This is a genomic window from Burkholderia sp. JPY481, from assembly GCF_038900515.1.
GTDB classification, from domain to species: domain Bacteria; phylum Pseudomonadota; class Gammaproteobacteria; order Burkholderiales; family Burkholderiaceae; genus Paraburkholderia; species Paraburkholderia youngii.
The window spans coordinates 1-260 of sequence record NZ_JAYMRT010000186.1; the positions used below are offsets into that span (position 1 = coordinate 1).

The window sequence follows — 260 nt, forward strand, 5'->3', positions numbered from 1 at the left end:
CCCGTCACACTCGCCTACGTTCAGCTCCAGCTCGAACCGGATCTGCCCGGGCGCATTGTCCACCACCTCCTCCACGCCCAGCCCGGGAAGATCGAGCCGCCCCAGCGCGTTATTCTGCCAGGCCAGCCCCACTTGGAACAATGGCGTGTGGTCAAGCGCCCGGGGCGGCTGCACGATCTCCACCACCTGCTCGAATGGCAGGTCCTGATGCTCCTGCGCCCCCAGGGCCGTACGCCGTGTCCGCTCCAGAAGCGTCGCCA

The 260-nt window shown here is 67.7% G+C and carries 1 protein-coding gene; it reads right to left on the bottom strand.

Annotated features, from left to right (window positions below; translation table 11 throughout):
• Positions 1-260 (bottom strand): hypothetical protein (locus VSR82_RS40255; protein WP_498858952.1); only part of this gene is annotated, 260 nt, incomplete at both ends.